This window comes from Trinickia caryophylli (genome assembly GCF_034424545.1).
Taxonomy (GTDB): domain Bacteria; phylum Pseudomonadota; class Gammaproteobacteria; order Burkholderiales; family Burkholderiaceae; genus Trinickia; species Trinickia caryophylli.
Window position 1 is genome coordinate 4,066,282 of sequence record NZ_CP139970.1, and the last position, 25,111, is coordinate 4,091,392.

General features: G+C 62.8%; 27 protein-coding genes. 20 read left to right on the forward strand and 7 right to left on the reverse strand.

The genetic code is table 11. The features are described 5' to 3' along the window. Positions 1 to 64: 64 nt before the first annotated feature. Positions 65 to 229 (reverse strand): hypothetical protein, encoded by a 165-nt coding sequence (locus tag U0034_RS18385; RefSeq protein ID WP_170151701.1) that lies wholly within the window; start codon positions 227 to 229, stop codon positions 65 to 67. Between the two features lie 289 nt (positions 230 to 518). On the opposite strand from U0034_RS18385, the gene U0034_RS18390 reads away from it, so the two are divergent. Further along, positions 519 to 767 (forward strand): hypothetical protein, encoded by a 249-nt coding sequence (locus U0034_RS18390; protein WP_085229546.1) that lies wholly within the window; start codon positions 519 to 521, stop codon positions 765 to 767. 120 nt (positions 768 to 887) lie between these two features. Here the strand turns inward: U0034_RS18390 and hfq are convergent, their stop codons facing one another. The 5 genes from hfq to U0034_RS18415 all read right to left on the reverse strand — a co-directional run bounded on the left by hfq (position 888) and on the right by U0034_RS18415 (position 8,689). After that, on the reverse strand, positions 888 to 1,367 hold the full coding sequence (gene hfq, locus U0034_RS18395; RefSeq protein ID WP_085229547.1) for an RNA chaperone Hfq: 480 nt from the start codon (positions 1,365 to 1,367) through the stop codon (positions 888 to 890). 573 nt (positions 1,368 to 1,940) lie between these two features. Beyond that, a complete protein-coding gene (locus U0034_RS18400; protein ID WP_085229548.1) occupies positions 1,941 to 3,713 on the reverse strand; it encodes an AMP-binding protein in 1,773 nt (590 codons plus the stop codon). Beyond that, on the reverse strand, positions 3,710 to 6,283 hold the full coding sequence (locus U0034_RS18405; protein WP_085229549.1) for an acyl-CoA dehydrogenase: 2,574 nt from the start codon (positions 6,281 to 6,283) through the stop codon (positions 3,710 to 3,712). Before U0034_RS18405 ends, U0034_RS18400 begins: the two co-directional genes overlap by 4 nt. Positions 6,284 to 6,332: 49 nt before the next feature. Next, complete coding sequence (locus tag U0034_RS18410) at positions 6,333 to 7,202, reverse strand: TetR/AcrR family transcriptional regulator (protein ID WP_085229550.1); 870 nt, start codon at positions 7,200 to 7,202, stop codon at positions 6,333 to 6,335. Positions 7,203 to 7,468: 266 nt separating this feature from the next. Continuing rightward, positions 7,469 to 8,689, reverse strand: coding sequence for an MFS transporter (locus U0034_RS18415; protein ID WP_085229551.1), 1,221 nt, complete (start codon positions 8,687 to 8,689; stop codon positions 7,469 to 7,471). Between the two features lie 314 nt (positions 8,690 to 9,003). On the opposite strand from U0034_RS18415, the gene U0034_RS18420 reads away from it, so the two are divergent. After that, complete coding sequence (locus tag U0034_RS18420; protein WP_085229552.1) at positions 9,004 to 9,549, forward strand: GNAT family N-acetyltransferase; 546 nt, start codon at positions 9,004 to 9,006, stop codon at positions 9,547 to 9,549. A gap of 13 nt (positions 9,550 to 9,562) precedes the next feature. On the opposite strand, the gene U0034_RS18425 is transcribed toward U0034_RS18420, so the two are convergent. Continuing rightward, a complete protein-coding gene (locus tag U0034_RS18425; protein ID WP_085229553.1) occupies positions 9,563 to 10,960 on the reverse strand; it encodes an MFS transporter in 1,398 nt (465 codons plus the stop codon). Positions 10,961 to 11,077: 117 nt separating this feature from the next. On the opposite strand from U0034_RS18425, the gene U0034_RS18430 reads away from it, so the two are divergent. The 18 genes from U0034_RS18430 to U0034_RS18515 all read left to right on the forward strand — a co-directional run bounded on the left by U0034_RS18430 (position 11,078) and on the right by U0034_RS18515 (position 25,107). Continuing rightward, positions 11,078 to 11,947 carry a LysR family transcriptional regulator gene (locus U0034_RS18430; RefSeq protein WP_085229604.1) on the forward strand — a complete coding sequence of 290 codons (870 nt, stop codon included), beginning with the start codon at positions 11,078 to 11,080 and terminating at the stop codon, positions 11,945 to 11,947. Between the two features lie 1,124 nt (positions 11,948 to 13,071). Continuing rightward, positions 13,072 to 13,557: a hypothetical protein gene (locus U0034_RS18435; protein WP_114717921.1), complete on the forward strand. Its 486-nt coding sequence runs from the start codon at positions 13,072 to 13,074 to the stop codon at positions 13,555 to 13,557. Between the two features lie 60 nt (positions 13,558 to 13,617). Further along, the gene (locus tag U0034_RS18440) at positions 13,618 to 14,085 is read left to right on the forward strand and encodes a hypothetical protein (protein ID WP_139831202.1); all 468 of its coding nucleotides are present in this window, start codon (positions 13,618 to 13,620) and stop codon (positions 14,083 to 14,085) included. Between the two features lie 45 nt (positions 14,086 to 14,130). Further along, positions 14,131 to 14,685 carry a hypothetical protein gene (locus U0034_RS18445; protein ID WP_085229556.1) on the forward strand — a complete coding sequence of 185 codons (555 nt, stop codon included), beginning with the start codon at positions 14,131 to 14,133 and terminating at the stop codon, positions 14,683 to 14,685. Between the two features lie 15 nt (positions 14,686 to 14,700). Continuing rightward, positions 14,701 to 15,531, forward strand: coding sequence for a hypothetical protein (locus U0034_RS18450; RefSeq protein ID WP_139831203.1), 831 nt, complete (start codon positions 14,701 to 14,703; stop codon positions 15,529 to 15,531). A gap of 95 nt (positions 15,532 to 15,626) precedes the next feature. Further along, positions 15,627 to 16,262 carry a DUF4255 domain-containing protein gene (locus tag U0034_RS18455; protein ID WP_158243539.1) on the forward strand — a complete coding sequence of 212 codons (636 nt, stop codon included), beginning with the start codon at positions 15,627 to 15,629 and terminating at the stop codon, positions 16,260 to 16,262. Continuing rightward, entirely contained in the window at positions 16,259 to 16,885 is a 627-nt protein-coding gene (locus U0034_RS18460) for a hypothetical protein (RefSeq protein ID WP_085229558.1), read from the forward strand. Before U0034_RS18455 ends, U0034_RS18460 begins: the two co-directional genes overlap by 4 nt. An 18-nt stretch (positions 16,886 to 16,903) precedes the next feature. Then, positions 16,904 to 18,568 (forward strand): phage tail sheath family protein, encoded by a 1,665-nt coding sequence (locus tag U0034_RS18465; RefSeq protein ID WP_085229559.1) that lies wholly within the window; start codon positions 16,904 to 16,906, stop codon positions 18,566 to 18,568. 12 nt (positions 18,569 to 18,580) lie between these two features. Continuing rightward, entirely contained in the window at positions 18,581 to 19,036 is a 456-nt protein-coding gene (locus tag U0034_RS18470; protein ID WP_085229560.1) for a phage tail protein, read from the forward strand. A 21-nt stretch (positions 19,037 to 19,057) separates the two neighbouring features. Continuing rightward, positions 19,058 to 19,447 carry a hypothetical protein gene (locus U0034_RS18475; RefSeq protein ID WP_176072630.1) on the forward strand — a complete coding sequence of 130 codons (390 nt, stop codon included), beginning with the start codon at positions 19,058 to 19,060 and terminating at the stop codon, positions 19,445 to 19,447. 38 nt (positions 19,448 to 19,485) lie between these two features. Then, positions 19,486 to 19,614, forward strand: coding sequence for a DUF6760 family protein (locus tag U0034_RS18480; RefSeq protein WP_327197056.1), 129 nt, complete (start codon positions 19,486 to 19,488; stop codon positions 19,612 to 19,614). 45 nt (positions 19,615 to 19,659) lie between these two features. Then, positions 19,660 to 20,262, forward strand: a complete 603-nt coding sequence (locus U0034_RS18485) for a phage tail protein (protein ID WP_085229561.1) — start codon at positions 19,660 to 19,662, stop codon at positions 20,260 to 20,262. Positions 20,263 to 21,575: 1,313 nt separating this feature from the next. After that, positions 21,576 to 21,734 (forward strand): hypothetical protein, encoded by a 159-nt coding sequence (locus U0034_RS18490; protein WP_158243538.1) that lies wholly within the window; start codon positions 21,576 to 21,578, stop codon positions 21,732 to 21,734. Further along, positions 21,734 to 22,453, forward strand: coding sequence for a CIS tube protein (locus U0034_RS18495; RefSeq protein ID WP_233211974.1), 720 nt, complete (start codon positions 21,734 to 21,736; stop codon positions 22,451 to 22,453). Before U0034_RS18490 ends, U0034_RS18495 begins: the two co-directional genes overlap by 1 nt. After that, positions 22,446 to 23,726 (forward strand): hypothetical protein, encoded by a 1,281-nt coding sequence (locus tag U0034_RS18500; protein WP_085229563.1) that lies wholly within the window; start codon positions 22,446 to 22,448, stop codon positions 23,724 to 23,726. The genes U0034_RS18495 and U0034_RS18500 overlap by 8 nt, the downstream gene beginning before the upstream one ends. After that, positions 23,723 to 24,265, forward strand: coding sequence for a phage baseplate assembly protein V (locus tag U0034_RS18505; RefSeq protein ID WP_085229564.1), 543 nt, complete (start codon positions 23,723 to 23,725; stop codon positions 24,263 to 24,265). Before U0034_RS18500 ends, U0034_RS18505 begins: the two co-directional genes overlap by 4 nt. After that, positions 24,266 to 24,715 carry a PAAR domain-containing protein gene (locus U0034_RS18510; RefSeq protein ID WP_085229565.1) on the forward strand — a complete coding sequence of 150 codons (450 nt, stop codon included), beginning with the start codon at positions 24,266 to 24,268 and terminating at the stop codon, positions 24,713 to 24,715. It begins immediately after the preceding gene. Beyond that, positions 24,715 to 25,107, forward strand: coding sequence for a GPW/gp25 family protein (locus tag U0034_RS18515; RefSeq protein ID WP_085229566.1), 393 nt, complete (start codon positions 24,715 to 24,717; stop codon positions 25,105 to 25,107). The genes U0034_RS18510 and U0034_RS18515 overlap by 1 nt, the downstream gene beginning before the upstream one ends. The last annotated feature ends 4 nt before the right edge of the window (positions 25,108 to 25,111 follow it).

The window sequence follows — 25,111 nt, forward strand, 5'->3', positions numbered from 1 at the left end:
TGGACCTTCGCTGGCGCAAGGGTGCCCCGGGTTGCCGGCCGTGCCGCTCAACTGGACATCGGATTCACGATCGATCGCTGTTCTTTGGGTGCTCGGCCTGGCCGTCGGGTTCGGCCGGATCGACGGCGATCGGATCGCTCGCGGGGAATGTTTCGCCGAGCGCCTCGTCGAGCCGATCATCGGATGATTCGACGGGATGCGAGGCCGGCGCAGGTTGGGTGGCGGTCATGGTGGTGTCCTGTTGCCGTGGGTGTGTTGAAACAGCATAGCCCAGCGGCGGGCGTTCTTCAGTAGGTACGACGTGTGGGCCGGAGCGGCCTCGCCGCACGATATGACACGCGCATGTAACGCTTGCCGAACGGCTTCGGCCGTTTGGCTCCGCCAGGCTGCTGGGTGGACACATGGGGCGGCGGGCGACGAGGCTTTCCAGCGTGGGCTCCAGGCATCCTCAGATGAAAAGCGGGCATCGGGCTTGCGCGCCCTGAGCCGGTCGGAACCTGGGGCAAGGACCTGTAGCCATGTCCATTCAACAGACGGAGCCCGGGCGCAAGATGCACGGGTTCGATCTGGTCGATGCGGATCTGGATCATCTCGAACGTGCGATCGGCGAACCGGAGAACCGCACGCTCACGCGCGAATATTGGCGCCGCCGCGTACTCGACATATGCCGCCGATTCGAGCTGACGCACGAACAGCGCCTGCGTGTGGATATCTTGCTTGCGCGCCTCGCTCACCGCCAGGGGAGCCCGGAACCAGGCGAGCGGTAGCCTGCGGGCACGGGCTCGAACGGTAGCGCTGCGCCGATGCCGCAGGGACGGGAGCGGTGCCTCGCTGCCGGCGGCAACTGTTCGCGGTACCACCGCCACGGCGCCGACGCAGGGTGCCGGTTATTCGTCGTTGTTGTTGTTGTTGTTGTAGCCGCCCGACGAGTGGGAGCCCGTATCGTTGTGAGGCACGGTGCTGAACGGCCGGCGGCGGCGCGTCACCACCACGGGGGCATCGTTCGAGCGCTCGCTCGAGGACGACGGCCCGTGCGAGCCATAGGCATCGCGCGGTTCGCGGGGCTCCCGGGGTTCGCGCCCCGGGCCTCCGCCTTCGCGCGGGCCATGCCGGTCGCCGTGGCCGCCCGGGCGGGGGCCGCGCGGGCCGGGACGCGTACCCGTATCGAGCTGGATCGTGGAAATGGCGCGTTTGTAAATGCCTTGCAGCCCGACGGGCGTGCGCAACATCACCAGATACTGGTCGAACGACTCGATGCAGCCCGTCAGACGAATGCCGTTGACGAGATAGATTTCAACGCGCTTGCGCTCTTTGCGCGCGGCGTTCATGAAGTCGTTCTGCGGATGGGATTCTGCGGGATTCGGCATTGCAAGGGTGGCAGCTCGCGCTGCTCCGGTTGGTTAGTGGCACGCGACGCGCGCGATGCTCGATTGGCCGGGATTTTACCGCGTGTAGCACGAGGCGGGTTCGTTCCGGCCGATGTTGCGCCATCGGCGCACGTAACGAAATGTTTGATAGAGCGCAAAACGCCCGCCCGGTTCCGGTCACGGGCGGCGTCACCGCGTTGGCCTGCGGCGGCTCGGGAGGCCCCGGATGGCGGCGCTGGCGGGGCTTTGCGACGATTTCCGCGGTCGGCCGCGCGCCCTCGTGCCGCGTCGAGCGCGGTCACGGACACCTTACGCCGCATTGCATCGGGCCGCCAATGAAATAAAAAAAGATGAAAAGATGGGCTGAGGGCCGCTGGGCAACGAGGCCACGGCCGCCAGGATGCCCGCGGCGTTTTTTCAGCAAGCGCTCAATGCATTGACGTTTGTGCCGGCGGCGCCGATGCCTTCGCGCCCGACCGGCAGCTAACAGACGGTTCCGGCTCGTTTGCGCCCGGGCCGCAGGGCGGCGCTTCGTGGCACCTGCGGCCGTACAGGCGGCATCCGCCGCCGCCATTATTTCCGCGAGAGTTCGTCCTCACGCAGTGCACGCCGTAAGATTTTGCCGACGTTCGTCTGCGGCAAGGCTTCGCGGAACTCGATCAGCTTCGGCACCTTGTAGCCGGTCAGATTGCGCCGGCAGTGTCGAATCACCTCCTCCTCGGTGAGGCCAGGCTCGCGCGGCACGATGAATACCTTGACGCGCTCGCCCTGGGTTTCGTCGGGCACGCCGATGGCCGCAACTTCCCGCACGCCCGGGTGCATCGCAATGACGTCCTCGATTTCGCTCGGATAGACGTTGAATCCCGACACGAGAATCATGTCCTTCTTGCGGTCGATGAGCTTGATGAACCCTTGCGCGTCCATCACGCCGATATCGCCGGTCGCAAGCCAGCCGTCGGCGTCGATCACCTTTGCCGTTTCCTCGGGGCGCCCCCAGTATCCTTTCATGACCTGCGGCCCCTTCACGCAAAGCTCGCCCGGCTCGCCGACATTCGCCCACGTTCCGTCGTCCTTGCGAAAACGCACCCGTGTCGAAGGTGCGGGCAGGCCGACCGATCCGTCGAATTCGCGCAGATGCGCGAGGTCGACAGGATTCATCGCGACGATCGGCGAGCATTCGGTCAGCCCGTAGCCTTCGACGATCGGTTTGCCCGTCACGGCCTTGAAGCGTTCGGCGACCGCGCGCTGCGTGCCCATGCCGCCGGCCATCGCGAGCTTCAGCTTCGAGAAGTCGCGCCGGCAGAACGTCTCGTTCTCGAGAAAGGACTTGTAGAGGGTATTGATGGCGAGAATGCCGGTGAACGTCTCCTTGCGCAGAATCTGCATGACGCGCTTCACGTCACGCGGGTTGGCGATCAGAATGTTGCGCCCGCCGAGACCGAGAAAAATCAGACCGTTCAAAGTCAGCGAGAGGATGTGGTAAAGCGGCAATGGCGTGAGCACCGTTTCGATCTCGTCGCTGAGCTGGCTTTCCGCCCACGCCGTCGCCTGCAGCAGGTTCGCGACGATGTTGCCGTGGGTCAGCATCGCACCCTTGGCGACACCCGTCGTCCCGCCCGTGTATTGAAGGAAGGCGAGGTCGTCGTGCGTGAGCACCGTCGGCGCGAAAGGCGCCGCTGCGCCGAGCGCAAGCGCGCGGCGCATGTCGATCGCGTGCGCCAGGCGGTAGGGCGGCACCATTTTTTTCACGTGCTTGAGCACGAAATTGAGCAAGCGTCCTTTGAGGTTGAGGCCGTCGGCAAGGAGGTCGCCCAGCGCAGTCACGACAATGTGCTCGACGGCCGTTCCGGGCAGTGCGGCGGCGAGCGTGGCCGCGAAGTTCTCGAATACGACGATGGCCTTGGCACCGCTGTCCTGCAGCTGATGCGCGAGCTCGCGCGGCGTGTAGAGCGGGTTGACGTTGACCACCACGGCCCCCGCCTTCAGCGCCCCGAAGAGGGCGATCGGGTATTGAAACGTGTTGGGCAGCATGATCGCGACGCGGTCGCCCCGCTCGATGCCGATGCTTTGCAAGTAGGCTGCGAATGCCTTCGCTTTTGCGGCTGCGGTGCCATATGTCATCGACGAGCCCACACTGACGAAGGCGGTGCGTTCGCGAAAGCGCGTGGTGCATTCGTCGAAGAAATGCGCGACGGACGCATAGCGGCCGACATCGATCTCGCGCGGCACGTCGGGCGGATACGACGCGTACCAGATGCCGTCGGTGTCGGGGGCGGCCCGCGGCGGTGCCGGTGGTGCCTCGGCCGCCACGCCTGGCGGGCGTTGTGCGGCGATGGATTCATTCATGCTTCGTCTCCCTGTTTATCCGTTCGTCTTTCGTTTCGATGCGGTGCCGGCCGGCCGTCGCCGGACGTGGCCGAGCGAGGCTCGGCGTTCGAGCCTGTGCTCGCATTCGTTGCGTCGCGTGCTGCCGATGTCGGGTTCAGATCGGGAGCGAAATCGTCGACGTGCACGAGGCGTGCGCCTGACACGGCATAGGTGGCGAGCGTGGCTGCTTCGGCAGCATCGAGATGGCCGTTCGAGCGGGCGGCTTCGGCCCACGACGGCAATTCGGCGAGGCTTTGCGGCATCGGCGGCAACTGGCCGTCGCGCACCGCTGCACTCAGCTTCGATTCGATCGCCGAAATAGCCGGCATGAGCTCCAGCAGCGCCTCGGCGCAGGCAATCGGTTCGTGCTCGTCGCGGCCGACGTAGGCGTCGGCGAAAAGTCGCGCCCGCGCCGCGCACGGCGTTTGCAGCAGCGTGGCGATCTCGCTCGCGAGCGCATCGGCAGGCGCGCGTTGCCGCAGCCCGAGCGGGAACGCGACGATGCGCACGGCGATGGCGGCGGCACGGCTCGGATAGTTGGCGAAGAGTTCGCGCAGCGCTTCGGCCGCCGTGTGCAATGCATCCTCGCATCCCCATTTCACGAGCGGCAGATCGTCGACAGGCCGCCCGTCGTCCTCGAATCGCTTCAGCGCGGCCGAAACGAGCACGAGCTGAGACAGCACGTCGCCGAGCCGGGCCGAGAGTCGCTCGCGGCGCTTGAGCGCGCCGCCGAGCAGCAGCATCGATAAATCGGCGACGAATGCAAAGGCGATCGAAAGCCGGGTGGCCGCGCGGTAGTAGCGGGCGAGCTGGGGCGCGGCGCGAGGGGCTCGGGCGATGAATATGCCCCCCGTCAGGCCGTGCAGGAGGCTGCGTACCGCATTCGAAGCGAGGCATGCCATATGCCCGAAGAGCGCGGCATCGAATTGCGCGAGGCCCCTTTCGCGATCGTCTTCATGTAGTGCCGCCATCTCCCGCAGCAGATAAGGATGACAGCGCATCGCGCCCTGGCCGAAGATGATGAGCGAACGCGTGAGGATGTTGGCGCCCTCGACCGTGATCGAGATGGGCAGTTGCTGATAGATGCGTCCTAGAAAGTTCGACGGGCCGAGACAGATCCCTTTGCCGCCCAGCACGTCCATTGCGTCGTTGACGACACGGCGCCCGCGCTCGGTCACGTGATACTTTGCGATCGCGGAGAGAACGGCTGGCCGCTCGCCCAGATCGACGGCCTGGGCACACAGGCGACGCATCGCATCCATGACGTAGAGGTTCGCCCCCATGCGTCCGAGGGGCTCGTGGATACCTTCGAGCTTGCCGATCGGGACCTTGAACTGCCGCCGCATTGCCGCATAGGCGCTCGTGCCGCGCACCGCGGTCTTGGCAAACCCGACGCTCGATGACGGCAGCGAGATCGAGCGGCCCGCGGCAAGGCATTCCATCAACATGCGCCAGCCGTTGCCGACCTGCTCGCGTCCGCCGATGACCCAGTCGATCGGGATGAAAACGTCGTGGCCCGCGTTCGGTCCGTTCTGAAACGCCGCGTCGAGCGGCCAGTGACGCCGCCCGATCCGCACGCCCGGGTGCGCCGTCGGGATCAGCGCGCACGTGATGCCCGGCTCGCCGTCGTCGCCTAGAAGCCGGTCCGGGTCCCGTGCGCGAAAGGCGAGGCCGAGCACCGTCGCGATCGGCCCAAGGGTGATGTAGCGCTTGTCCCAACTAATGCGAAATCCGAGCGTTTCGCGGCCTTCGAACAGCGCTTTGCAGGCGGTACCGACATCGGGTATCGCCGCGGCGTCGGAGCCGGCGTAAGGGCTCGTCAACGCGAAGCAGGGAATGTCCTCGCCGCACGCGAGGCGCGGCAGGTAATGCGCCTTTTGCGCTTCGGTGCCATAGCGCTGCAAGAGCTCGGCCGGGCCGAGCGAGTTCGGCACCATGACCGACACCGCCGCCGTGGACGAGCGCGAGGATAGCTTCATGACGACCTGCGAATGCGCGTAGGCGCTGAACGCCTTGCCGCCATACCGCTGCTCGATGATCAGCGAAAGGAAGCCTTCGGTTTTGATCGCTTGCCACACATCGGCCGGCAAATCGCGCTCGACGGACGTTACCGCCCAGTCGTCGACGCGAGCCGCGAGCCGGTCGCATGTCTCGTCGACGAAATGGCGTTCCTCGGCCGTGAGCTTCGGCGCACCGAGCGCCAGTAGCTTGTCCCAACGCGGACGGCCCATGAAGAGTTCCGCTTCCCACCACACGGTACCGGCCTCGATGGCGTCCCGCTCGGTGGCCGACATGGCCGGCGCCGCCCGGCGGTAGACCGCGAAGAGCGGGGCGCTCAGCAAGCGTCGCCGCCACGGCCTGACCGCAAGCAGGGCGGCCAGCGCGAGCAGCGCGATGCCGATTGCGAGGAGCGCGCCCGCGGCGGGCGCGTAGAGAACGACCGCCGCGACCGTCCACAGGGCCAGCACCGCCAGCCATAGCCGCGCGGACGCTTCGCGCGCGACGAGCGTCGCCGCCGCGGCGATGAGCACGAGAATGGGCCATCCCATGACCGCTCTTTCCTGCGAGCCGACTGCCGAACCCTGCCGCGCTTGCGCGTCAGAAGGCGTGGCGCGGCGCTTCCTGGGCGGGCGGCCCTGGCAGCGCGACCGGCGGTTGATTCGCGTCGTCCATCGGCGCGCTTGCCGAGGCGTCATGGGCGCCGTTGCCGGCGGCGAGCGACTCGAGCGAGCCGCAGGCGCCGAGTGCATCGGCGTCGGCACCGTCGGCAGCGTCGCCAAGTACGGCCGCGAAGGCGGCGAGCTGCGCCGCGTCAGGCAACGGGGCCTTCAGCGCCGCCACCATCAACGACGCAAGCCGCGAGATCAACTGGAGGTCGCTCATGGTATGGCCTTGCGAGAACTCTGCGATCAGGTTGTCGGTGTCGCCGCCCGCGAGTACGCCCGAAAGCGCGCCGATGGCGAAGTGCAGCCGCCAGCCGAGTTCCTCGCGCGGCAGATGCGGCAATGCGCGCTGAAAGGCATCGAAGAACCGTTCGGCCACCGATGCGTAGTGGCCGTTCAGAAAGTTATGGATGAAAGCCGAAGGGTCCGTGTACGCGCGTCCCAGCAGTTTCAGGAAGGCACGCCCCCCCGCATGCGGATCGCGCGAGAGCCTCAAAGCCGGAATGAACATCGCGCCGAGCACATGCTCGCACGTGAGCCGCGGCCCGAGATGCGCGTCGAAGCGCTCCAGCAGTTTCACGCGCTCCTCGTTGAGCCGGTCCAGCCTGCGCGACAGCATGGCGTGAATCAGTGCTTCCTTGCTGCCGAAATGGTAGTTGACGGCGGCCAGATTGACGTCCGCGCGCGAGGTGATCTGGCGCAACGACATCGCCTCGAAGCCGTACTCGATGAAAATGTCTTCGGCGGCATCGAGGATGCGCGCCTTGGTATCGCCGGTTGCCCGGTGCGATGAACGAACTGCCATGTTGCGCCTCCCATGCCGGTTGCCCAGCCGCGAACAAGCGATTCAAGTTTGTGATTGAAACTTGTTATTTTTGAGAACGATAAAAACTGAGCTGGCCCGCGGCAAGCGTTGTTTGTCGACGGACTCCTCTAGTCGGAGCCCGTCATGCCGCGCGAAGGTACGCGGGCCGGGGCCGCGCGGGTGGGGCGCAACGGCGCCCCGCGCCTGGGTGCTTGCCGCCGTTTGCGGCAAGCATCGGGTTCGAAAAAAGGGGGCGCCACGCGGCCTCAGGCCGCTTTGCCCACGTGCTCGGCGGAACTCAGCATGTCGATGCCGCGACGCTCGCGGCCGAACAGGATCAGCACTGCGATGACGATCGAAGCGGTGGCGGCGACGACGGCCAGCGCGAAGGAGTAGTTGTCGCCGCGGCTCGCGGCGACCGATGCCTGCATCGTCGCATTAACCGACGCAATGAGATTGCCGAGTTGATAGACGAACCCGGGGAAGGTCGCGCGAATCTCGTCGGGGGAGATCTCGTTCAAATACGCGGGTACGACGCCCCAAGCTCCTTGTACCGAGATCTGCATGAGAAAGGCGCCGATCGCGAGCGCGACGGCGCCGCTCGAGAAAGCCCAGAGCGGCAGGACCGGCAACGCGATCAGCGCCGCAATGCAAATTGCGCGCCGACGGCCGATTTTTTCGGACATGGAGCCGAAAAAGAGGCCGCCGACGATCGCGCCGACGTTGAGCACGATGAGGATGCGCGAGACGGTATGCGGGTCGAAGGCGTGCTGCACCCGCAGGAACGTCGGATAAAGATCCTGCGTGCCGTGCGAGAAGAAATTGAATGCGGTCATGAGGACGATCGCATAGACCGAGAGCACCCAGTTCTTTTTGAGCGTATCCACGAGGCTCGGGCGGGCGCGCTTTTCCATCGTCTGCCAGGCCGGCGATTCGGGGACGCTCGTGCGGATGTAGAGCACGAGCAGCGCCGGCACGATGCCGACGAAGAACATGCCGCGCCAACCCACGTGCTCGTAGAGCAGTCCGAACACGAGCGATGCCAGCAGATAGCCGCTCGGATACCCCGCTTGCAGCAGCCCCGAGACGGCGCCGCGCGCTTTGGGAGGAATCGTCTCCATCGTGAGCGCGGAGCCCACGCCCCATTCGCCGCCCATGGCGATGCCGAAGAGCGATCGCATGATGAGGAGCGTCGCGAGGTTCGGCGAAAAGCCCGAGAGCAGTTCCAGCACCGAGTAACAGGCGATGTTGACCATCAGCGTGGGGCGGCGGCCGAACTTGTCCGCGAGGCGCCCGAATATGAGCGCGCCGAGCGGGCGCATGGCAAGCGTCAGCGTGATGGCGAACGCCACCTCCGGAATTTTCGTATTGAATTCGGCGGCGATGTCCTTCAGCACGAAAACCATCAGGAAAAAATCGAACGCATCGAGCGTCCATCCCAAATAGGCGGCAATCGTCACGTTGCGTTGTTCGCGTGTCCAGGCCATTGTGCGTCTCTCCTTCTTTATGGTCGTTCCGCACGGCGGATCGCGCCGCACGGGCACCCCGCGGGTAGGCACGCCGAGTGTACGCGCACTTTTCGCGGCTGCAGGGGCGGCAGCGCATTCGTCCGTATTAATCCCTATACGATGGCCACATCGATAGATTCTTCAATTTCAATTGTTTGCTAAATGAAAGAATATTTTAATGCGAATTTAAAACTCGTCGCCAAAATGTAATAGGGTGCTATGCTGCGCCAGTCGGAAAAGGAATGGAGTGGCAAAATGGAGTGGCAACCGGATCTCCCCGACCATCGACCGCCATGTTGGATCCCGCTCAATCGTTGCCTGCGCTCGACACGCCCCGGTTATTGATCCGCCAGCGAACGCTGGCCGATCTCGATGCCTGCCTCGAGATGGATCGCGACCCGGACGTCACGCGCCACGTCGCGGGGCCATGGCGCGACCCGGTCGCCCATCGGCGGTTCGTCGTGCATCGCATCACGCGTCCTTACCCACCTGGGCTGGGTTACTGGTCGATTCGCGAACGTACCGCGCCCGAGCGATTCGTGGGTTGGGTTCTGCTGATTCCCGATCACGGCACGGGCCCCGACGTCGAGATCGGATGGCGGCTCGTGCGGGAGGCATGGGGGCGCGGCATTGCGACAGAGGCGGCCACCGCACTCGTCGCGCATGCGTTCGAGACCCTGCGGTTGCCGCGCGTGATCGCCGATATTGCCGCGGCAAACGCCGCTTCGCTGCACGTGGCGCAAAAACTCGGCATGCACCGGGTCGGCTACGACGATACAGACGGCATGCGATACGAGCGCTACCGCCTCGAACGCGCGGATCTGCGGGCCCGCCGCTGAGCGGCTTCGGGCTTCAGCGGGAAGACGAAGCCGCTGCAAGCCATGCGGCCGCGGCGTACGCCACACACGACAGCCCGCCGACAACGGCCAGCGAAACGGACAGACGCGGGGCGAGCGCAGTGGCGGCGCCAGCCAGCGCGACACCGATCAGGCCACCGGTCTGCCGCAACGCGTTGAGCAGCCCCGAGGCGACGCCCGCTTGCTCGCTCGGCACCTGCTCGAGCACGGCTGCGATCATAGGAGGCACCGACACGGCCGTGCCGGCGCCGTACATGACCATCGCCCCATAGACGAGCAGATGCGGCGCATGCATTTCGAACAAGGCGACCATCAGCGGCACGCCAATGGCCGCGACGGCGAGACCGGCCGTCATCATCTGTGCGGCCTTGAAGCGGCCGTGCAGTTTGCCGGAAATGATGTTGCCGAGCGAAAGACTCGCCGCCATGGGAAGCAGCGCAAGACCGGTCTCGCGCGCGCTGAAGCCGAGTTCGCCTTGCAAATAAAGGCTCAATACGAAGAGCAGCCCAAAGTAGCCGACATAGGCGAGGCTGCCGGCCGCGTTCATGGCGACGAGCACACTGTTGCGGAACCACGCCGTCGGCACCATCGGTTCGGGGGAGCGGCGCTCGACGAAGACGAGCAGCGCGGCCGCAGCCGCGGCGAGGGCGAACGCGGCGAGCACCTCGGGCGAGCGTGCGCCGCGCGCCGGCAATTCGATGGCCGCGAAGCACAGTGCCGCGAGGCTGACGGCGCTGGTCAGTTGCCCCGGCCAGTCGAAGCGACGCGCGCGCAGCGGGGTGTGGGCGCGCACGAGGTACCAGGTGCCAACGACGGCGAGCCCGCCCGTCGGCACATTCATGAGAAAAGCGCTGCGCCAGCCGAGGCCGTCGACGAGAAAGCCGCCGACGAGCGGACCGACCGAGGCCGCAACCGAGGCGATGGTCGCCCAGATCGCGATGGCCCGCGCGCGTGCGCCCGGATCGTCGAACGTCGCGCGCACGACGGCCAGCGATGCCGGCAGAAACAGCGCTGCGCCCGCGCCCTGAACGAAGCGTGCGGCGACGAGCACCGCCACATCGGGCGCGGCACCGCAGGCGGCTGACGCGGCGACGAAGAGCGCAAGGCCCGCGAGGTAGACGGTCTTGGCGCCCAGCCGGTCCGATGCGACCCCGCCCGCGAGGATCAAGGCGGCGAAGGTCAGCGTGTAGGCGTCGACGATCCACGCGAGCTCGGCGACGGAAGCGCCGAGGTGCGTGCGCAACGCCGGCAGCGCGACATTGACGATCGTCGTGTCGAGCACGGCCATGAACATGCCGCTTGCGACGAGGGCGAGCGTCAGGCGGCGACGCAGCGATTCGCGACGCGTGGTGCTGTCGGCCCGGTAGGGTGTTTTGATTGCACAGTCGGTCATTTCTCACTCCCGTTGTGCGTACAGTGTAGGGAGCGGCGATGATGCAATAAAGCAGTAATATCGCATCGTGGTGATGCATATTTGCATCGCCCATCTTCCATCCCGCCCGGTATGACGATGAATTGGGACAACGCACGTTTCTTTCTGGCTGTGGCAAGAGCGGGCACGCTTCGAGGTGCGGCCGCTCGCCTGTCGGTCGATCAGGCGACGGTAGGCCGCCGCGTGGCGGTACTCGAGGAGACACTGTCCGCACGGCTCTTTCTGCGCACGCCGACGATGTACGTGCTGACGCCCGCGGGCGAAGCACTGCTCGAAGCGGCGGAAGCGATGGAGCAGGCGGCGCTGCGCATCGAGCGCCGCGTGGCGGGCGCGGACGATCAACTGTGCGGCATGATCCGCGTGGCGACGACCGATTCGCTCGGCAAACGCTTCGTCGTGCCGGCCATCGCGAAGGTACAGAAAGAACATCGCGGCATCGACATTACCTGCGTGACCTCCGCGCAGGTCGCCAACCTTACGCGGCGCGAAGCGGACCTCGCGGTTCGTACAGTACGCCCCGATTCGCCCGAACTCATCGTCCGTCGGCTCGCGCGCCTCGACTCGGCGATCTACGCATCGCGCGATTATCTCGCCCGACGCGGTGAGCCGCAGGAGGGCAGCGCGTTCGCCGGACACGACCTGGTGATGTATCAGCAGCCGGTAGTGCCTTCGATGTGGGACGTCTTGTGCGGCGAGCCGACTTCGCGCGGGCGCGTCGCCTTCCAGACGTCCTCCACGCCGATGTTGTTCGAGGCGGCGATTGCCGGTATCGGGGTGGCCGAGTTGCCGTGCTTTCGCGCCGATCAGGAGTCGGAACTCGTGCGCGTCATGTCGCGTCGAACCGACCATTTCGACGTCTGGCTCGTGGCGCATGCGGATCTCTACAAGACCGCCAGGATTCAAGCGCTGATCGCGGCCATTGCCGAAGAGTTCGCGGCCTTCCGGTAGCCGTTGCGGACGTTACCTCCAAGAAGTGACGGGTGGCCGTCTTCATGTTTGCGATTACGATGGTTGCGGAAAGGTGCGTGCCGCATCGGCCCCGTCGCAGGGCGGGCGTCGCGTTCGCTTCGCGCACGAGGGGCGCGCCAAGCTTCCAAGTCGCAAAGACCGAGGCTCGGGAATGTCGAACCGGAAGCCTCTCCCTCCCCCAAGCGCCGAAGCAGCAGGGTGCTTCCTCCTCCAGCAAACGCGACGAGCCGCCTCTGATCGATGACGACGACCTGTTCTTTTCATAGCCGAATCGCGGTTACCGGCCGTTACAGAAGCGACAAGGCCGTTTCACCTCTCGATCGCAGCTCGAACTAGCATCCGCACTGCAATAAAAAATCGCCTCCATCGAGACGGCGGGCAACAACAGGGAGGGACGTCCTGCCATCAAGCGCGCCATCATCGCGCTCGCAGCGGCTTTTGCGCTAGCCCCCTCGGCACGCGATGCGCCGGCTCGTGCGGATATCGGCGCGCTTGTTGGTGGGTCGGCAAAGACAGCGAAATGTTCGAAGGGCATCCTCGATGCCGAAGGCAGCCTGGTCGCGGCCTCTTTCACCGGTACGGCGCTGACGCCAGGACTGACCGGTACTACTGACACGCAGCATCGAAACTCAAGCGAAATGTTCCGCGCGGCAGCGCCTTGCCCGCGCTCAAACTACCCCTTCATAGCGCGCTGCACGCGTCTCTCTGCTGGCGAGCGGTGTCGATGGCGCGCCGACTCGAACATCGCCGGAGAACTGGCACAGCCCAAAGATCAAGTCCCCGGGCGGCGTGGCCGCAGATATTCGTCACAAAGACACCATTTGACGGAGCGAGGCCAGGATTGGCCCTGGAATGCATTTGTGCCACGGAATATCACTATCTGAATTTTGTGGCATAGGTTGAATTAAATGGTAAGCATTTAATTGCAGTGCCTGTCAAGCATTGTCGAGTTCGATGCTGCAAGGGCGTGTAGTTGAAAATGCAGGGCGTTAATCAATAATGTCACTTGCTGGCACTCAGTGCGGCGACGCCTCCGGCGGTACATCGTTCTCGATGTGCGCAAGCGCTCGGTATATCGTGCATGGAACATTGACGAGGAATATATGGCAACCGTATCCGACTACAATAGCTATGCGACTGTAATGCTTCAGTTCGACTTTTCTGGACAGAACGGCGATGGAAGCACGATCAGTACAGCGAGGATCGATATAACCGACTCCGACAGTTCGGTTGTTTGGGGTATGTATCCTGTTGACTTTTCGTCGACGGGTCGGGGAAACACCCCATTCGCACTCACGACATCGGCGAATCCTAACAACGAGCCTTCGCTGTCAGTGCCTGTTGCTCAGCTGAATATGGTTAACAGGTCGCTGAGGATGGATTATGTCCCGGGGCAGTCCGGGCAGAATCAGGCGACGGAATTTTATATCTTTCTTTATTTTTGGGGGATGAAAAAGGGTAATTCTAATGGCTATGTCACCATCACCCCGACAATCGATACAAATCTCAAGTTAACGGTCAATGGAGATACGGCTGGCAATGGCGATTCTCTTGGTGTTTCGGCGGATTGGGTGACGGTGACTGAATAGATGGCTGTGGCATATAAAAACTAGAAACGCTGTTAATTGGTTGGTGCCGTGGAGGAAGCTATGTCACAATCAGTCAGCACATCGCAACCGTGCCGCATCAGGCTTTCGCATTTCGTATCGAGCGAAATACTGACCTTGACGGTCGGCGGCCGGGATGCCCAAGCGCATGAGTCGTTTGCCGCTTGGGCATCCTCCGATCTCGACCTCGAGGGAGCGCTGATCTCTGTCAGCTCTCCTCCCGGGCTCATTCCTTTCGTGCTTGCGAGCCTGACGATAACGAGTACGGCCTTGACCTTCACTGCGCCCCGTTTTCAGGGCGAGAAGGAAAAAGAGGCTGGGTACGTCGTTCCGTCATTGGGTGCCTCTCTATATCTCTGGGCTGAAGAGCGGACCGCGTTCGCCGATTTGACATTTACCTCTAATGTCAGCAAATCCGGCGCGGTTGTGGAGTTTGCGCTCGGAGCCTCGGGCGGTTTTCAGGTACTGCAGCAGTCGCAGGTCAAGGAATTCAAGTGGCCCACCAGGTAAAAGAGCAGCGCCGGGTCTCGCCGATATCCAATAGAGGAGTAGGCAATGTTCGGGTTCAACGTCGGTGAGGCAACCAGCGGTAGCGGCAGTGATGAAACAGACTCACCGAATGTTGTCAGCGAGCGAGGCCCCGAACCGCGGAGCACCGCCACTGCTGTCCCCGCAGGCGATCTGGTCTTGACTGTCCACCAGCCGATATACGGCAACCTGTTGCGCTCGGCCGAGCCCCCTGGTTGCCCGATCCGGCTTCTTTTGACGGGCATGGACGCCGGCTACCAGGCTCGCGTTGCCATATATGACACCGGCACGCAGAGCTGGGGTATTGGCGCTCAGTGCGATCTGCTTGTTGGTGCGTCAGTGAAGTCCCTGGTACCCGGAACGCCGCTAGTCCTGGGAAGGTTCGTTATGAATGCCTCCGAGCTGCTTATCTCGGTCGCCCAGGCTTGTCCGCAAATCGAGGTTTCGCTTTATGTCGACGCAACAGTCCCGATGTTGCGTGGAGTGGTCGAACTGTCCCAGGGGGGCGTCGTTACGGTGGAGTCCCCTGTGGATCGGACGAGCGTCACGGGGCACAGCTCCTTCAGTATTGCGCTGCGATGACAAGGCGGAGGAGAAATGAATTTCATACCTGTGACGCTCGATTTTGTACAGCTCGCACCGAATTTCGACGCGAAAATAGTGATCGATACGCCGGGCGTCACGTGGTCGGCGGGTGAGCGCCAGCGCAGGGACGATCTGGGATTTTCCTGCAATGCATGGACGCCAGACGAGGCTGAATCGTTTAGCGTCCAAAGTCTGGAATTGACAAAATCAACGTTATCTCTTCTCTCCGGAGCGGGGGCAATTTCAGGGGGCGCTGTGACGTTGACCGCAATGCTGTGCGTGCCGGACGGCGTCAGTTCGATTGAAGGGCATTGCACGCTTAATAGTGCGGCACGTATTTATGTGCGATTAGGCTGCGGTGTGCCAATGGAGTGGAGGCACGGATGTATTGGCGGGTATATTCCGAAGGTGCCGCCTGGTTTCTGGTTTGTTACTTTAGGGATTGCGGGTCTGACGGGCGGCCAGTCGATCGCCATCGAACTTGCCGCGGGGAGTTCGGCACCCGTGCGATGGGCCATGGGGCATGGTACGCAGGCAACTTCGCCATTATCCATCGCATCGTACGATGGGCGGTCAATGGCTTTGGGGCGGCTATCCATTACTTCCAATAGGATCGAGCTTGTTACGCCGACGGGGCAGAGTTTCGGATCGAGTGGGAATGCCGGGTTGGATCTTGCGCTTTACATCGAAATGATGGGTGCGGCGAATTCTTCCAGCGGGAGCGCGTCCGCGCAAGTGCACCTGAGTGCGACATGTGGAGATGGCATTACCGTTGTAGCAAAGCTGCCAGGAAAATTTCCTCGGTATATCGACGGCGTGCCGAAGACGCTGAACCTCGAGTAGGCAATCGGTGCGGGAACACTGAAAAACGCGCTGCCGAAAAATATAGAGCGCCTGGGCATGGGTGTCCCTTCTCATACGTTATCAGGTTGAAACTCATGGCCGTGTCAACGATCGATGCAGAACAAGTGATAGCGGGTGTGAGTAACGCGCTACGGAGCTTCATTTGCGCCAGCGTTCCACGTATCGCGTCCGAGGCGGCGGTCACATTCGATTCGCCGGCCAAACTCGACAGCGAGAACGAAAACAAGCTTGCGCTCTACTTGTACCAGATGGAACTGAATCCGGAGCTGCGCAACACCTCGCCTGCACTATCCGCGGTGCAGAGCAATCCATCGTCGTTGGCTTCGCTCACGCTTACGCCGGCGCCGTTGGCGGTCGACCTGCTCTATATGCTCGTCGTCTATGGTCAGTCGGCCGAGTACGAGCAGATGATCGCGGGCAGCATCGTCAATCTGCTGGACCGAAGCGGCCGGATACCATCCGACTTTATCGGTCCGGCGCTGAGGGCCAGCGGAAACAGCGGCCTTGCAATCGTCCCTCAGCCGGCATCGATTCACGTACTGCGCGACTTATGGGCCGCGTTTCCAAACAAGGCGTATCACCTGACCAAGTTGTACTCCATCTCTCCGGTTCGGTTGCCCGCACCCACGAGCGTGTCGGCCGACATGACCGTGAATGTGAATCCGGTCGGCGCGACTGTTACCGATCCTCCACCAAAGGCGGTGGGATGAAACGAAAAGCGGTCGTGCAGACTGGGCTGGCTGCCGTCGTGCAACTGAACGACGGGTTTTCCGGCGAACCGATAGCGGATGCAAGCGTGCTGTTCAAGCTCGACCAGACCCCATGCACGCCGCTTCGCAAAGCGGACGGATTCTTTGTGTTCACGCATTTGCAGAACGGCGCGCCTCACTGCCTGGACATTGCCTGTGCCGGGTTCTTCGATGCACAGGTGACGTTGTCGGTCATTCCGTTTCCGCTCACGCGGCCGCTCGCGGAATCGATCGTCGTGTGCCAATTGGAGCCGAGCCCGGTCTATCCGTACCCGGCCGGCACCACGATCGTTTGTGGGCAGGTGACAAGCACGGGTAAGCCGCTGGCGGGCGTAGATGTGTTCGCGCTGTTTTCCGACCGCTTGGGTGCGTGGCATTACGGCAAAGCGCGATCGTACGGATCGCCGGACGACGAAGATCCCTGCAACGGACGCTATTCGCTCGTGCTTTCGTCTGCCACGGGCGCGCCGGACGTGAGTCTGCGTTTCACGAAGGACGGCTATACACCGTGGTTCGGCCAGGTAGCGGTGGCCCGGTCGATGCAAACCATTGCAAACGCCGATCTGCAGCCGGCGAAGGCCTAGCCTAAGGAGGATTCGAGCATGGCAGACGGTATCAGTTATCAGCATCCTGGCGTCTATATTCAGGAGCTGCCAGGCGTTCCGACGATCCAGGGCGTATCGACCTCGATCCCCGTATTCATCGGCTTGACCGAAAAGCTGGCCGACGAGGACGCGTACGTCGCCCGGCAGGTGACCAGTTGGGGCGATTATCAGACGCGATACGGCGCAAATGTCTGGGGGGCTTACGCTTCCTTCGCCGTCTACGAGTTTTTCATGGAGGGAGGGGCGCTTTGTTATGTGATTGGGCTGCCTCCGACGGATCTACCGCAGACGTCGAAGTCGACGGCGAAAGTTACGGTGGTCGATTGTACTGGCAGCTACACGTTCAGCGCGGCAAGCGCCGGCAGTTGGGCGAATACTCTCCAGATTGCGATTCTGGATGCCGGCCCCGTGCCGTCAGCAGGTAAAGCTTCCAATTATTTCTCGATCAATGTGATGGTGGCGGCATCGGCTCTGGCCGCGACTGCCGCCACGGTATGGGATAAACTGCTCTCGGTTTATGTAAAGAACAACTCTATCAAGAATGTAAACGGATTTTATACGCTTGAATCGTTTGGCGTATTTACGGCTTCGAGCCTGAAGACTCCCAGCGGCGGCGGCTTATGCCCGCTGCAATTGCAGATCAACAGCGCATCGATGTTTATTCGGGTGACCGGAGTGAAACCAACAACCGGTCAGCAAGGTGCTCGCTCTGTTACGCCCCACCAAATGAGCAGCGGAAGTACCATTCCGCTCAGCTCGTTGTACGCGAAGGCCATTCCCGTACTGGCGTCGGTGCCGGACGCAAGTCTTGTCGCAACTCCGGACGCGGCCGTGGTCGAATTGACAACGCAGATGACGTCGATTACACAGATCACCGACGTCATTACATCGGTGATGGCTCAGTGCCAGAAGCTACCGAATCTCTTCTACGTGATAGATGCCCCGTACGTAAGCGATCCGACAAACACGACCAATATCGTTACGTTCGTCGCTGGCGGCACCAATACGTCGCCGCTGATCTATGAGAATGCCGCGATCTATTACCCTTGGCCGCTTGTCTTGAACCAGAGCTCGGGCACCAATGTCCCCATCCCGCCGAGCGGTCCGGTGCTGGGCCGCTATGCCACGACCGACCTGGTCGCAGGCGTCCACGTTTCTCCGGCAGGTGTGCGTACGGGGCGGATTGCGACCGCAATGGCGTTGACGGGGTGGCTGACCGATAGCGATCAGGACTTGCTGAACCCCCACGGAATCAACGCGATCCGCAACATTCCCGGTTACGGCATTACGATTTACGGCGCCCGCACGCTAGCCGCGGGTCAATGGCAGTACGTTGCCGTGCGCCGTTTCGTGACGTTCGTCGAGCAGAGCCTGCGTGCGAGCCTCGAATGGGTGGTTTTCGAACCCAACAGCGAGCTGTTATGGGCAACCGTCGTGCGGGAGATCACCGCGTTCCTGACACTGCTGTGGCACCAGGGAGCGCTGTTCGGCAGTACGGCCGATGACGCGTTCTTTGTCACGTGCGACGTTACGAACAACCCCCCCTCGCTGCGCACGCAGGGCGTTCTCAATATCGATGTGGGGCTGGCCGTCCTTTATCCCGCGGAATTCGTCGTGATCCGCGTGGCGCAGATGACATCGACGTCGAGCTCGGGATCCTAACGGAGCGATTTTATGGCTACTCAGACGCCTACCCAACGGGACCCGTTTCGCGGCTTCCGGTTTCGCGTGGAGATCACCGGCATCATCGTCGCCGCGTTTTCGGAAGTCAACGTGCCGGACGTCACCGTCGATACGGTCGACTATCGGGAAGGAACCGATCCTTCTTTCCGACGAACCCTTTCGGGGCTGACCTCTTACGGCCGGGTCACGCTGAAAAAAGGGATGACTTACTCGATGGACCTTTACAACTGGCATTACCAGGTCGTGCAGCGAGGCACGTCTGCGCCGAACGCGCGCCGTAGCGCTTCGATCACGTTGCTCGATACCGACGGCTCGACGGCGGCGCAATGGTCCCTGTTCAATGCGTGGCCGACCGTCTATCAGACGACGGGGCTCAACGCGAGCAGCGCGGAAGTCATGATCGAGACGCTCGAACTTGCGATCGAATACATGAAGCGGATGAAGTGATCAACCGGAGAGGGAACAGCGATGGATCCGATCAGTACCGAGTACCCGTTCGTATTGCCGATTGGCTATCGGGGGCCAGACGGCTATCTCTATCGCGAAGGCGTTATGCGTCTGGCTACGGCGGGCGACGAAATCTATGCCATGAGAGATCACCGCGTGCAAGCCAATGCCGCTTACCTTACGGCGGTACTGCTCGCGCGCGTGGTGACGCTCGACAAGCTCGAAGTGATGTCGACCTCGGTTATCGAAGACTTGTTTCTGCGGGACTTCAACTACCTGCAGAAGCTTTATGACGAAATCAACGGCGTGGACCAGGACAGTACGGCAGCCGAGTTGCCGTCGGACATGCGAGCGAGCCTGCCGGGAAACGTCGAAGCGCTGCCGGTTCAAGCCAGCTTTACGAAGAGATAGCGTTCATCGCCTATCACTTTCACTGGTCGCATGCGGACATTCTCGCGCTGGCCCATGCAGACCGGCGGCGCTGGTGCGAGGAAATCAGCAAAATCAACGACAAGATCAATTCGGCCGATCAACAGCCGGAGCGGTCGCTCGGGATCGACCTGCGTGAGTTGGGATAAGCACAGGACGCAGTGAGTCGACCTCCGTTTCTCTGATGGTGACGCATGAGCTTTTCTCTCGGCGGCGCGGCGCGCGCATTGGAATCGTTGGGCGCAGTACAGGCACTCAAAGGATTGGCGCTTGATCCATTCAAGGCGTACAGCTTCCGGGTCGTGCTCGGAATGAACCCTTTGGGCGGCTTCAATTCAATCTCGGGCGTTGGGTGGCGCACGGAAGTTCGAACGGTGAGAGAAGGAGGGGTCAATGACTACGAGCACAAGCTGCCCGGCCAGTCCACGTGCAACGAACTCGTGTTCAGAAAGGGCCTGACGCTGTCGGATCCGATGTGGCGATGGTACAGCCAGACCATTTCGGGACGCGTATGGCGGATGAACGGGACGATCATTTTAATGTCCGATCTTCACAGGCCATCGCCCATCGACATCATGGGCACGAAAATCAGCGGGTTGCCGGCAATCGGCATGCCTGTAGCAGCATGGAGTTTCTACGGCGCGTGGCCGATCGCGCTCGAAGGTGCACAGCTCGATGCTTCGCAGAGCATGATTGCCGTTCAGCAAATGACTCTTGCAATCGATCGAATCGAAAAAACAATTGACGCAAGGTCGCTGTTCAACGCTGCCAAGTCAGTCGCGTCTCACTTGTTCTAGCCATGCCGCGCGATTCGAGTCCATCGTCGACGAAACGCCTGCCTGCGGCCGTCCGGTTTGGGCGGCGGGTCAGCGGTCGGCTTTATCGGACGGTGGGCGTGTTATCGCGCTACCCGTGGCGGATGCAATTCCCGCCGCGATTTGCGTTTGCGTTGCCCAGGCGATGGCGAGCGGAGCGTGTGTTGCAGCGAGTCGAGCGGCGCGTCTGCTCTATACAGCGAAGCAATTCTTCGAGGTCGCAAGGAACGGGTGTAGCGATGGCCAGGCGCCTTTCGTCTCGGGCGGACGCCGGACAATTGCGGCCCGCGCGAGTTGCCATCGCACGACGTGCGTTGCCGGCGTCAGCGGTGCCGCGAATCGCTGTTACCCGAACGCTCATCGCAAGGACCGCGACCGATACGACAGCGACCGATACGACGACGATCCGTGCGGTACGCACGCACGCGGATTTCAGCGGCGGGGCAGGCCGGGGCAGGAGCAAGCGCATCGTCGTACACGCCACGCGCGCCGCGGGATTCGTACACGCCGCGACGCCCGGCGTATCGACCATGCACCGCGCGCCGCGTTTCATGCGTGATGGACGCGAGCGGGGCCGCACGCCAGCGCGATCGCGGCAACCCATGCCAACCGAGCACCACGTGCGGAGCAAACGCGGGCGCGCAAGCCAGCCGTCGATATCGCCAACCGCCGTTGCGGCTGCTCGGCTCTCCGTTCCGGCGCGGCGCCTCGGCGTACCGGAGTCGCGCTCGAGCGCTCCCGCGGGTACTCATCGGCATCGGCGCAGCCAGCCGTGGTCGCCCCCGCTGCGGACGGCCGATGCGTTCGGGGCGGGGCGACATATCAGGGGCCATGCCGCGCCAGGGCGACTCAAGATCAAAGCGCCCAGGCGGGGCCGACGACCGCCCCCGGAGTCGATCATCGAGTTTGACCGGCGATCGAGGAACGCACTGGATGGCATTTCGCCGGGCATCAAGCCCCATCGTGCGCCCGGCGTTGCCCGTGCGGCCGCGGTCCGGTCCCGCGTGACGGCATCGGGGCGCTCGATTGTCCTGCGCCAGGTATCGGAGCGTGGGCATGCACCGGCGACAGAACGCCTGCGGCCCAGGCTCGATCGGCCGCGTATCGTGGCGCTCGCGGCTCTCGCCGCATACGGCGTTGCCGCGGAGCCTGTGCAACGGATACTGCGCAGACGTGCCGCGCACGAAGAGCGGGCGGGGCAGGCGAACGCGGCGGCAAGGCCGATGCGGGCCATTCACGAACCTCGCCCGGCTTCGATCGCCGATCGCGACGAGCCGATACGAGAGACGATCCGAATGGCCGCCGACGCAGCCGAGATGCACCGTATCCTCATGCCGCTGCTACAAGAGACGATTTTTTCGGAACAGACGATGGGGCGGCTGGCGAATGGCGTAATGACGCAGATTGACCGGCGCGAGAGCGCGGAACGTTATCGAAAATCGGGAGGGCGCTGATGCTGGCGAGAAACACGATGGCATTGGGCGGCCTTTCGTGGCCCGGTGGCTTGGCGCGTGCGCATATCGTGGTGGAGGGCACTGGAGGCGAGCTCGGCAAGCAAAGGATCAACGTGATGTACAACCCCACGGATCTGTCGCTGGGGCAGCGGGCGGTGGTGGATGGGTGGGGCAAGAACGTCATGTTTCATCGAACGGAGCCGGAAGATCTCGTCGTGTCGCTCTTTTTCGACACCTTCGAAGACAAGACGGACGTTCGAGTGTGGACGAACAAGATCCTCGCGCTGACCGAGCCGCGGCCTTCGAGCCGGAAAGGTCCGAAGGTGCCGCCGACCGTGCGGTTCGCCTGGGCGGACAATCTTTTCACCGGCATCGTTATCCATGTCGCGCAAAAGTTCACGATGTTTCTTGCCACGGGAATGCCGGTCCGGGCCGAGCTGACGGTTACGTTCAAGGAGGTGCTGACCGATGCGCAGGAGCTTGCGGCAAGAGGGCTCGACAATTGCCGCAAGCTATGGACCGTCGCGGCAACCGATCGTTTGGATTCGATCGCTTATGCCGCGCTGGGGGATGCCGCGCAATGGCGCCTGATCGCCGATGCGAACGGCATTTACGATCCGGCAGGCTTTCCCGGGCCGCAGTGGACAGGCGCCATCATCGCAATACCGGATACGCACGGAGAAACCTTCGAGCCGCCAGGAGCATCGGACTATGTCTGATCCGAACGATAGCGGCAATTCGCTCCCAACCGTGCGCAATGCTGCCGAAGGTGGCGATACCGCTGGAGCCTTGACAGGCGGCGGGAGCAGTCTTCCGTTCGGGGTCGCGCGCAACGCTGCGGAGTTCGGTGCCATTACGTGCAATGACGTGAGGTTGGCGGCCGTCGCCGAAGCTGCATTGGCGTCCGTCGTCGTCGTCCAGGAAATCAATCTGCCTGCGATGTGCCAGCTCGTCTTCGATATAGAAGACGGCGGAGACCCTTGGCTCGATAAGAGTCTCGATACATTCCAGCCTGGCGCGAAGTTGAAGATCCCCGGGACGCCCGCCGCCCAGGTCGTCTTTGCCCCGATGTATATCAGCGCCGTTACCATCGACGCGATCGCCGAGCCGGGCAGCCGTTCGACCATCACCGTGACGGCTTTCGACAAACTGCACGCCCTGCGCAACGGGGCGTATACGAAGGCGTTTGTCGAACAGAGCGACGGGGACATGTTCAGCTCCGTGGCGTCTTTGGCAAGCATGAACGTGTCGCCCTCCGGGTTGGATACGAGAACGCATCCCTATGTGCTTCAAGATAGCGAAAGCGGCTACGAATTTCTCATGCGGCGATGCCGGCAAGCCAATTACGAGTGCATGGTCGGATGGGAAAACGGAAAGGAGACGCTCTTCGTGCGAGGCAACGTGATGCCTCCCCCGCCGAAGCCGGCTGAGCCGGCGGATTCGACAGCGAGGCCGGTTCCGTCGGCGCCGCCGCAGCCGCCGGAACCTCGGCCGCAGGGGCCGACGCTCGCTTATAAGCAACAAATCAAAACGATCAAGTTGGATATGCGCGCGCCGGAGTCGACTGCGTCCGTGGCGGCGTATGGCTACAGCGTTTCAAGTGGCCAATGGCCCGAGGGCGAGGCGGGGGCAAATTCGGAAGGCGCGGCGGCCAGTTCGCCCGAGGGTGGAGCGGGCGGCGACGGTGCGGCCGCGAGTGCGAACGGAGCCACGCCCGCGCCGGCCACGGTGACGCTCAGGCGCCCAGACCTGGACGATACGGCGGCCCTGAATTTCGCGGCCGCGGCGGGGCTTGCCTATCTGCAAGACGCGCTTATCGAGGGGACCGTGGCGCTGGAAACGGTGAACGTTCATGCGGTGGCGGGCGTGAGCATCAAACTGGAAGGGACAAACAGCCTGTTCGATGGCCCGTATCTCGTGGTGAAGAGCGAGCACCGCTTCGAGCGCCACGGCAACGGCACGATTCTCACGCTGAGAAGGAGTGCGGCATGAGCGCGCAACTGAGGCTCGAGCTGGCGCCGGTCACGAGCCTCGACGATCCACTGCGGCTGGGCCGCGTTCAGGTCACATTTGCGGACGGATTGGTATCGGACTGGCTCCAGCTTGCGAGTCCATTCGCCGGCCCGGGATACGGCATGTTCGCACTGCCGCAAACGGACGCGCACGCATTGGTGGCGTTTGCCACTGACGATCGCAGCATCGGCTATGTCATGGGCTTTACCTGGGACGGGAAGGCCAAGCCGCTCGTGGACGATCCCGAGAAACAGCAGCAGGTATGGATTGTCCGAACCAAGAACAAGTCGATTACGTTCGACGATTCGGAGAGCTCGTCGATCGAAATCACGGACGAAAAGCAGAACCTCGTGCGCATCGATACCAAGAAGAGCGAAATCTCCATCGTGAGCCAGGGAGATATGTCGATCAGCGCCAAGGGAACGATAACGCTGCAGGGGGACAAGATCGTAGTGAAAGGCACCCAGAACGTGACGATCGAAGGAAACGAAATCGATCTGAATGCGCAGGAAGGATGATTGGCCGACCAGGAAAGCGAGCGGAACATGAAACAGCTTATCGCCAAGGCGGGTGACGGAATAGGGCCTGTGATGGATACCCACACAGTCGCCAATGCCGAGACAGGGGAGACGCAGCCCATGTCGTTTGTCTTTGATGGGACATTCGATCCCTCCACGCTCGTCGCGAAAGTCCGGGTCAACGGAATGGCGGTGGCGACGATCCAGTCCAAGGTCCGTAATCAGCAACTCCATATTCCTCCTCCATCGGACACCTTCACGCTACCGCCCTCGAACATGGGGGAGATCACGAGGTGCGGCATCAAGGTGCGAGCGAACGGCAACAATGTGGCGAGGGCGACCGACCAGTGCAGAACGTGCACCGAGGTCCCGCAAACGCCGCCACCCGGCGTGCAGGTCAGACAGCCGGCGGGGGTTTATATCGGAACACCGACGCCGGGAGACGACTGATGCTGGTCGACAATGATTTTTTGGGCAGGGGATGGTCTTTTCCGATTGGACTTTCGACGTCCGGCCGATTGCGATGGAGCACGGGGGAGGAAAAGATTCGCCAGTCGATCCTGATCATCTTGCGCACGGTGCCGGGGGAGCGGGTGTTGATGCCGACGTTCGGCTGCCGCCTCGGCGAACTCGTGTTCGCGCCGGACAGCAATGCGACGCGCGCGCTTGCGCAGGCATACGTGAACGAGGCGCTTCGGCTCTGGGAGCCGCGCATAGAGCCGCCAGCCGTTACCGTCGATGTCGATCCCAAAGCGCCCAACGTTTTGCAGATCGCGATCGATTACGTCGTGCGAACGACGAACAGGGCGGGCAATCTCGTCTATCCGTTCTACTTGAAGTGAGACG